This window comes from Trinickia symbiotica, assembly GCF_002934455.1.
Lineage (GTDB): Bacteria > Pseudomonadota > Gammaproteobacteria > Burkholderiales > Burkholderiaceae > Trinickia > Trinickia symbiotica.
Genome location: NZ_PTIR01000004.1, coordinates 324,642 through 333,833, shown reverse-complemented (window position 1 = coordinate 333,833; position 9,192 = coordinate 324,642). Strand labels below are relative to the sequence as shown.

At 65.4% G+C, this 9,192-nt stretch carries 6 protein-coding genes; all 6 read right to left on the bottom strand.

From position 1 onward, the window contains the following. Positions 1-301: hypothetical protein (locus B0G57_RS31665; RefSeq protein ID WP_233215973.1), on the bottom strand; the 301-nt coding region annotated here is incomplete at its 3' end. A gap of 808 nt (positions 302-1,109) precedes the next feature. After that, positions 1,110-3,248, bottom strand: coding sequence for an ABC transporter ATP-binding protein (locus B0G57_RS09335; RefSeq protein ID WP_018443212.1), 2,139 nt, complete (start codon positions 3,246-3,248; stop codon positions 1,110-1,112). Then, the gene (locus B0G57_RS09330) at positions 3,245-4,129 is read right to left on the bottom strand and encodes an ABC transporter permease (protein WP_018443211.1); all 885 of its coding nucleotides are present in this window, start codon (positions 4,127-4,129) and stop codon (positions 3,245-3,247) included. Before B0G57_RS09330 ends, B0G57_RS09335 begins: the two co-directional genes overlap by 4 nt. Beyond that, positions 4,126-5,136, bottom strand: a complete 1,011-nt coding sequence (locus B0G57_RS09325; protein ID WP_018443210.1) for an ABC transporter permease — start codon at positions 5,134-5,136, stop codon at positions 4,126-4,128. The genes B0G57_RS09330 and B0G57_RS09325 overlap by 4 nt, the downstream gene beginning before the upstream one ends. A gap of 84 nt (positions 5,137-5,220) precedes the next feature. Next, positions 5,221-6,900: an ABC transporter substrate-binding protein gene (locus B0G57_RS09320; RefSeq protein WP_018443209.1), complete on the bottom strand. Its 1,680-nt coding sequence runs from the start codon at positions 6,898-6,900 to the stop codon at positions 5,221-5,223. A 93-nt stretch (positions 6,901-6,993) separates the two neighbouring features. Then, entirely contained in the window at positions 6,994-9,102 is a 2,109-nt protein-coding gene (gene fusA, locus B0G57_RS09315; RefSeq protein WP_026230139.1) for an elongation factor G, read from the bottom strand. Positions 9,103-9,192 lie beyond the last annotated feature (90 nt).

The following is a 9,192-nucleotide window of genomic DNA, read 5'->3' as shown; positions in this document are numbered from 1 at the left end:
CTGCCACCGCTGCCACCACCGCTGCCACCACCGCTGCCACCGCTGCCACCGCTGCCACCACCGCTGCCACCACCGCTGCCACCGCTGCCACCACTGCCACCACTGCCACCACTGCCACCACTGCCACCACTGCCACCACTGCCACCACTGCCACCACTGCCAGCACTGCCACCACTGCCACCACTGCCACCACTGCCGCCACTGCCAGCACTGCCAGCACTGCCAGCACTGCCACCACTGCCGCCGCTGCCGCCGCTGCCGCCACTGCCGCCGCCCTTACCGCCGTTGCCTCCTCCGCCACCGCCGTCTCCGCGTGAGCCATTGGCGCCGGCGACCGAAGGACCGCCGCTAGGTGCGCCTTCTGACGTGGCGCTGCTATCGGCGCCGCCCACGTCGCCCACGTCATTGCTGATACGTTTGACACATGCCTCATAGTCGGGATTGCCTTCACAAGGGCTCTGCTTCGAGGCGGTACCGTTTGCCCCATTCTGAATCGGAGCCCCCGCAGCCATATCGCCTGCGTCCGCATCGACGATCGTGCTCGGGGCGAGCGTCGATTTGACCATGTCGTCGGGACTCATGGCGGCATCGGCGTTACTACCGAGCAGAACCACCAACGCGCTCGCGAGCGAAAACCTGACGATGTGTGCAGACAGATAGGACCGCTTAGTTTTTTCAGTGCTTTTCATGGTTCGTCCTGCATGAAAACGGCAAGCCGTCGCCGGCGCCGCCCCAGCCCCGACGAGCAGACCCGCATCGGTCCGCATCAGCCATTTATTAAGTAGTCCTAACGAAGCACGAGTAAGGGCGCGCTGACCTCGAAAAGGTAGCGGTGGCTTCGTCGATAGGGGAAGCGCGCGCACGCGCATCCGTGCGGCCTTACTGCGATAACCGTGCCATTGCGGCGAATGCGCCGCCCCATCGGGCGTTCATCGCGCGCGGGCGGCGTGGGCAAGCGAATACCGCAGAAAACGTTTCAGGCTTGATACCGGACGCGCGAAAAAAGGCGGGAAATGCAGCGCTCGAGTCGGAAATGCGATGGGCATCACACCGCGATGGCGGCGCGCGTGGCGCATGAATACGCCGTTTCTCCGCCGCCGAAGCGCGCGTTATGTCGGCGCGGTTTCGTGGCGTGCGATGTGCAGTTCTGAGACGGGGATGTGGCAGCGGATCAAATGGCCGTTGCCCGCATCGGCGAACGGCGGATCGTGCTCTTCGCAGACGGCGCCGAGCTTGCGTGGGCAACGCGTGTGGAACGCGCATCCCGAAGGCGGTGTCGTCGCGCTTGGTGGGTCTCCGAACAGACGTACGCGCTCGCCTTGCGCATGAATCCCCTTCAACGTGGGCATCGCCGACAGCAGCGCCGCCGTGTACGGATGATGAGGACCGTCGAATACATCCTGGACCGAGCCGATTTCGAGCAACCGTCCCACATAGAGCACAGCAATGCGATCGGAGACGTATCGCACGACGTTGAGATCGTGCGAGATGAAGATGTAGCTCACTCCGCGCTGACGTTGAAGATCGACGAGCAGATTGAGGATGGCGGCCTGCACGGACACATCGAGCGACGATGTCGGCTCGTCGCAGACGACGACGCGCGGTTCGCCCGCGAATGCGCGTGCGATCGCAACGCGCTGCTTGAGGCCGCCCGAGAGCTGTCGCGTGCGAGCACCAAGGTAGCGGTGCGGCAGCCGCACGGCATCGACGAGCATTGCGAGCCGCTCGTCGTGTGCTTTGCCCCGCAGCGCGGCGAGCTTCGACAGCGCGCGGCCGATCAGATGCTTGACCGAATGAGCGCGGTTGAGCGCCGAGTCGGGATTCTGGAAGACGATCTGGAGTGACTTCACCTGATCGTCGTCGCGGCGAGTGACGCGTGGCGGTAAAGACGCGCCGTCGAGCTCGAGCACACCGCCCGCATCGGGTGCGACGAGACCCACCAGCAGCTTGGCGAGCGTCGTTTTTCCGCTGCCCGATTCGCCGACGAGTCCGAGCGTCTCGCCGGCCGCGAGCGTCAGCGAAACATTGTCGACGGCACGCAGCGCGTGAGCCGGCGTGGCGAACGTCTTGGAAAGATGCGCCGCACGCAAGCGCGGTTGTCCGTCGCGCGCGGCGAGGCGTCCGATCGCCGGACCCGTATCTTCCCCGCGCGGATCGGCTGGCTCGCCCGCACTTTCCGCATTGAACGCCTCTCGCGACACGGGCAACGCATGGGCCCGCTCGTGATAATGACAGCGCGCCATCTGCGCGCCGTGCGCCGCGGCAATGCGATAAGGCGGCGGCGCCTCGCGCCTGCAGCGATCGTCGGCGAGCCGGCAGCGCGGCGCATAGATGCAGCCGGTCATCGTTGTACCCGGTGGCGGAAGGCTGCCTGGGATCGTGTCGAGCCGTTCGACGTCCTTGCTGCGTCCCGGGCTCGGCAAGCAGCGCAGCAGGCCGACACTATAAGGATGACGCGGCGTGCCGAGGACGTCTTCGCTCGTGCCTTCCTCGACGAGCCTTCCCGCATAGAGAACGCCGACGCGGCTGCACATGCGGCTGATGACGGCAAGGTTGTGACTGATGAAGAGCACTGCCGTGCCCGATTCGGCGCGAAGACGAGCGACGACGTCGAGCACCTCGGCCTCGACCGTCGCATCCAGCCCGGTGGTGGGCTCGTCGAGAATCAACAAGGCGGGATTCGACGCGAGCGCCATCGCGATCACGATGCGCTGCTGCATGCCGCCCGATAGCTGATGCGGGTAGCGCTCCATCACTTGACGCGGGTCTGCAATTCTCACCCGCTCGAGCATCGAGAGCGCTTCGTCGCGCGCTTCGCTTCGCCCGATGCCGCGCGCGACCTCGAATGCTTCGGACAACTGAAGACCGACTTTCAGCGACGGATTCAGCGCGCGGGAAGGATCCTGATAGACCATCGAGACCGCTGTCGCCCTCATGGTACGCAGGGCCCTCGCGTCGAGCGTCGCGACATCGATTCCGTCGATGGCGATCCGGCCTGCCTTGATCATGCCGTTTCTCGGCAGATAGCTGAGAGCGGCGAGCGCGACCGTCGATTTGCCGCAGCCCGATTCGCCGACGAGCCCGTAGGCTTCGCCGCGCCGCACGCGAAACGTGACATCGCGCAGCACCTCGCGGTTGCGGCCGCGCACGCGGTAGGCAACCGTCAGTCCGGTCACCGTAAGCGCGTCCTCGCCGGCGCGCGGCGCGGGCTCGAAGCCGGGAGGCGCTTTGCGCGGGACGTCGCTCATGGCTGCAGGATCCCTTGCACGCTGTCGGCGACGAGGTTCACGCCCACGACGAGCGTTGCGATGGCGAGTGCGTCGAACACCACGGTCCACCAGGCGCCGCCCGTCATCAGCGAATACGACTCGGAGAGGGCGAGTCCCCAGTCCGCTGACGGCGGCGCGACGCCGAAGCCGAGAAACGAAAGCGTCGCGACGGCGAAGATGGCGTAGCCGAGGCGGACGGTCGCCTCGACGACGATCGGCGGCAGGACGTTGGGCGCAATCTCCACGAGCATGATGTAGACCGCATGCTCGCCGCGCAGCTGCGCGGCGGCGACATAGTCGAGATGGCGTTCGGCGAGCACGGCCGCGCGTACGGTGCGCGCCGTCATCGGCATGAACGTGAGCGCGATCACGAGCACCACGGTCGCATTCGATGCGCCCAGCGCCGCAAGTGCCGCCAGTGCGACGATGACGAGCGGCAACGCGAGCAGCGCATCGATGAGGCGGCCCGCGATACGATCGAGCCAGCCGTCGAAGTAGCCGAGAACGAGCCCGAGCGCCGTGCCGGCGAGCGTGCCGACCAGCGTCGCGAGCGGGGCGATCGCGAGGATGTCGCGCGCACCGACGACCACGCGCGAGAAGATATCGCGGCCAAGCTGATCGGTGCCGAACCAGTGCGTGCCATCGGGCGGCATCAACGAGTCGAGCGGATCGGCCTCATAGGGATCGTGCGGCACGACGAACGGTCCGACGAGCGCGCACGCGATCCAGAATGCGACGATGAGCAGGCCGACTACGAAGCTCGGCGAGCGCAGCAGCAGGCGCAGCGTTTCCGCCGGCGACGTGGAGGGGCCACGTTCGACGGCCTGCGTCCCGGTCGGAGCCGATGGCGTGGTGCTCATTCCGTTCCCTCCGTGCGCAGGCGCGGATCGAGCGCGACGAGCCAGGCGTCCGCGATGAAATGCGCGATCGTGTAGACGACGCCGACCGTCAGCACGCCCGCTTCGAGCATCGGGAAATCGCGGGCCGTTGCGGCGTTGTAGATCAGCGAGCCGATCCCTTGGTAGTGAAATAGCGTCTCGACGACGACGAGCCCGCCGACCATATAGCCGAGCTGCGTGGCGGCGACGGTGATGGTCGGCGGCAGTGCGTTGCGCAGCACGTGACGAAAGATGACGACGCGCTTCGGCAGCCCTTTGAGGATCGCCGTGCGCGTGTAATCGGCGTCGAGCGCCTCGACGGTGCCGGCACGCGCCATTCGCGCGATGTAGCCGAAGAAGACGAAGACGAGCGGCAGCGCGGGGAGGATCAGATGCCGCAGCGCGCCGAGCCAGCTTGTGCCGGGCGGATAAGCGGCCTCCGTCGGCAGCAGGCGCAGCCAGACGCCGAATACGAGGATGAGCACGATGGACGACACGAACTCGGGTACGACGGTCGCCGAGAGCCCGACGATCGTCAACGTCCGATCGAGCCAGCGTCCCGCGTTCAGCGCGGCCCATACGCCGCCCGCGATACCGAGCGGCACGACGATCACAAAGGCGAGCATGGCAAGCTTCGCGGAGTTCGCGAGCGCATGAATGACGAAAGGTGCAACGGGTTGGCGAAAGGCGTAGGACATGCCCATATCGCCATGCAGCAGTCGAGCGATCCATGTGCCGAATTGCACGAGGACGGGCCGGTCGGCGCCGAGTTGATGATCGAGCGCCGCCACGGCGCGCGGGTCCGCGAGCGGTCCGAGCATGGCGCGCCCGACATCGCCGGGCAGCAGTTGCCCGAGCGCGAACACGAGCGCCGAAAGCAGAACGAGCGTGACGAGCGAAAGCGCGAGCCGCACAGCGAGAAAGCGCGCGATGCGCGCGGCGGTGCCATGGGCGACGTGGACGCGCAAGGGAAGGGTGAGGGTCGGCATTTGCTACGTCGTCTCCGATCTCCACTTCGGGTTGCCGCTGCAATACATTCGAGAATGATCAGTACTGCAGACGAATCCGCCAACTTAGGTCACTAGTGTGGCACGATCGAAGTACATCTGCGAAATCGCGGTGAAGCGAACGCCGTCGAGGGTTTTGCGTCGAGCGATCAGCATATCGAAGAAGTAGGGAATGACGACGGGCGTTTCGTCGAGCAGCAAGGCTTCGATCTGATGCGCGACTTTCTTTTGAGCACCGACGTCGAGTGCGCCGACGTAATCCGCCACGAGCTTGTCGTACGTGGCGTTCTTGAAATGCGCGGCATTCCAGGCGCCGTTGCTCGTGAGCGGCGCATTGAGAAAAAGGTTCGGCACGCCGCGGTGTCCGTAATCGGTGATGCCGAGCGTCGAGTCCAGCCAATCGGACTTGCCGAACGTCCCGGCGCCATAGTAGAGGCTCTGGCTTTCCACCTTGAGCTGCAGGCGCATGCCGATCGCCTTGGCGGCGTTTTGCACGACCACGGCCAGATCGGGAATCTCCATGAACTTCTCGGTCGTCAGGGCCAGCGTGGCATCGATACCGTTCGGGTGTCCGGCCTGCGCGAGCAATTGCTTGGCCTGACCGACGTCGATCCGGCGTTGCGGCACGGACGGATCGTAAGAAGGGAATACCGGCGCGAACGGATGATCGTTGCCGACTACCGCGCGCCCCTTGAATAGCCCCTTGACGAGACGATCGCGGTCAAGCGCAAGCGCGAGCGCCTGCCTCACACGCTTGTCGTTGAAGGGCGCTTGATCGCAGCGCATGTGAATCTGCCGATGCGCGCTCGACCTGACCGACTGGACGACGAACTCCGGATTGTTGAGGAGACCCGCGCCGCCTTGCACGGTGAAGTCGCCCATGACGTCGGCCTGCCTGCCCTCCATCGCGAGGATCTGCGCCTGCTGATCTGCGTAGAACGAGAACTGCACGCGCGAGGGCAGCGCTTTTTCGCCCCAATATTCAGGATTTCTCACGAACGATGCGCCGACCTTCGGTTCGTATCGCTCGAGTTTGAACGGCCCCGTGCCGATAAAGCTCTTTTCGTATCCGCCGCTGAAGCTCGCGGGAAGAATCACGGCGTTGTAATTATCGGAAGAGACGTAGTAGGGAAAGTTGCCGTTCGGCGCGTCGAGATGAAACGCGACGGTACCGTCGTCGATCGCGCGCGTGCCGCCCTTCGAGAGCACCCCTTTGAGCAGCGAAAGCGCGGCCGAGCCGCTTGCGGGATCCGCCAGCCGATCGAACGTTGCAACGACGTCTTTCGCCGTGAGCGTCTGCCCATCGTGAAACTTCACGTTGGGGCGCAGCTTGAACGTCCAGACGTCACCCTTCGCGTTCGCTTGCCATGAAAGCGCGAGGGCCGGCGTAAGCGGCTTGTCCGTGCTTTGGTCGTCGATCAGAAACTCGCCCGTTTGCGCGATGAGCGCGAGGCCGGCCGGGTCCGCGACGGTGAGCGGATCGACGGCGCCGGCCGGCGTCAGATGCGCCACGCGGATCGTCGCGCCGGCGCCGGACGGCTTCGCTTGCGCGGCGGCCGCGCGCGGCAGCGCAAGTCCGCCTAGCGCGAGCGCGACGCCGGAGAGGCCCATGACGCCGGCATAGCGCAGCAGCTCGCGGCGCGAGAGGCGCTCAGCCAGGTACTCGTCGATGGCATGGTTGCCAAGCTCGCCGGCATCGCGGCGCACGGCTTCGAGCAGGGAGGGGCGATCGGAGCGGGCTTTCATGGCGGGTCCGCCTCATGTCGGATGCGCGCTGAAAAGCAAAGCGCAAGAAGCGGCGCGGCGGCGGGCAGGCCCGGTCGCCGCGCCGCGCGGGGATTACTTCGTCTTCGCGCTGATGACGGCATCGGCCACGTGCGCGGGCGCCTCGGCGTAGTGCTTGAACTCCATCGAATACGTCGCGCGGCCTTGCGTGAGCGAACGCAGCGACGTCGAGTAGCCGAACATCTCGGCGAGCGGTACTTCCGCCTTCACGAGCTTGCCGCCGCCGCCCGCGATATCCTCCATCCCTTGGACGATGCCGCGCCGGCCCGAGAGGTCGCCCATCACGTTGCCCATGAACTCCTCGGGCGTCTCGACTTCGACGGCCATCATCGGCTCGAGCAGCACGGGCTTTGCGCGCCGCATCGCCTCCTTGAACGCCATCGAGCCGGCCATGCGGAACGCGTTCTCGTTCGAATCCACGTCGTGGTACGAGCCGAACGTCAGCGTTACCTTCGTATCGACGACGGGGTAGCCCGCGAGCACGCCGCTTTGCAACGCTTCCTGAATGCCCTTGTCAACGGCCGGAATGAACTCGCGGGGAATTACACCGCCCTTGATCGCGTCGACGAACTCGTAGCCCTTGCCGTGCGGCTGCGGCTCGAGCTTGATGACGGCGTGGCCGTACTGGCCGCGCCCGCCCGACTGCTTGACGAACTTGCCCTCGACATCCTCGACCGTGTTGCGGACCGTTTCGCGGTACGCCACCTGCGGCTTGCCGACCGTCGCCTCGACGCCGAATTCGCGCCTCATGCGGTCGACGATGATTTCGAGGTGCAGCTCGCCCATGCCCGAGATGATCGTCTGGCCCGACTCCTCGTCGGTCTTCACGCGGAACGACGGATCTTCCTGCGCGAGCCGGTTCAGCGCGATCCCCATCTTTTCCTGGTCGGCCTTCGTCTTCGGCTCGACGGCCTGCGAGATGACGGGATCGGGGAAGATCATCCGCTCGAGGATAATCGGCTTGGCCGGGTCGCAAAGCGTATCGCCCGTCGTCGCTTCCTTCAGGCCGACGGCCGCGGCGATGTCTCCCGCGTAGACTTCCTTGATCTCCTTGCGATCGTTCGCATGCATCTGCAGGATGCGGCCGACTCGTTCCTTCTTGCTCTTCGTCGAGTTGAGCACGGTGTCGCCCGAGTTGACGACGCCTGAGTAGACGCGAAAGAAAATCAGCTGCCCGACGAACGGATCCGTCATGATCTTGAACGCGAGCGCAGAGAACGGCTCATCGTCGCTCGGATGACGCTCGGCCTCGCGGTCGTCCTCGTCGTGACCGAGAATGGCCGGCACGTCGATCGGCGAAGGCAGGTAGTCGATCACCGCGTCGAGCATCGCCTGCACGCCCTTGTTCTTGAACGCGCTGCCGCAAAGCATCGGCACGATTTCGTTGGCGATCGTGCGCTTGCGCAGGCCGGCCTTGATTTCCTCCTCGGAGAGCGAGGTATGGTCTTCGAGGTACTTCTCGAGCAGCTCCTCGCTCGCCTCAGCGGCGGCTTCGATCATCTTTTCGCGCCATTCCTCGGCCGTGGCGAGCAGCTCGGCCGGAATGTCGCGGTATTCGAACTTGACGCCCTGGCTCTCCTCGTCCCAGATGATCGCCTTCATCTTGACGAGATCGATCACGCCCTGGAAGCTGTCCTCGGCGCCGACCGGAACCTGGATCGGCACGGCGACGCCCTTGAGCCGCTCGCCGATTTGCCGCTGCACGCGGAAAAAGTCCGCGCCGACGCGGTCCATCTTATTGACGAACGCGATACGCGGCACCTTGTACTTGTTCGCCTGCCGCCAGACCGTCTCCGATTGCGGCTGCACGCCGCCCACCGAGTCGTAGACCATGCAGGCGCCGTCGAGCACGCGCATCGAGCGCTCGACTTCGATGGTGAAGTCGACGTGGCCCGGCGTGTCGATGATGTTGATGCGGTGCTCGGGATAGTTGCCGGCCATGCCCTTCCAGAACGCGGTCGTCGCGGCCGACGTGATCGTGATGCCGCGCTCCTGCTCCTGCTCCATCCAGTCCATGATCGCCGCACCTTCGTGAACCTCGCCGATCTTGTGGCTCACGCCCGTGTAGAACAGGATGCGCTCGGTCGTCGTCGTCTTGCCGGCATCGATGTGAGCGCTGATGCCGATATTGCGGTAGCGCTCGATGGGAGTCTTGCGGGGCACGTCGATCTCCTTGCAAACGGGCGCCGGCATCGAGCCGGGCATGCCGGCGCGTCACGCGGCGCGTAGATTTTGGTTGCAAGGATAGCGCCT

Bases quoted from the DNA above. Each gene is read 5' to 3' on its own strand.
- B0G57_RS09335 (WP_018443212.1), bottom strand. From the start codon at position 3,248: ATGAGCGACGTCCCGCGCAAAGCGCCTCCCGGCTTCGAGCCCGCGCCG.
- B0G57_RS09330 (WP_018443211.1), bottom strand. From the start codon at position 4,129: ATGAGCACCACGCCATCGGCTCCGACCGGGACGCAGGCCGTCGAACGT.
- B0G57_RS09325 (WP_018443210.1), bottom strand. From the start codon at position 5,136: ATGCCGACCCTCACCCTTCCCTTGCGCGTCCACGTCGCCCATGGCACC.
- B0G57_RS09320 (WP_018443209.1), bottom strand. From the start codon at position 6,900: ATGAAAGCCCGCTCCGATCGCCCCTCCCTGCTCGAAGCCGTGCGCCGC.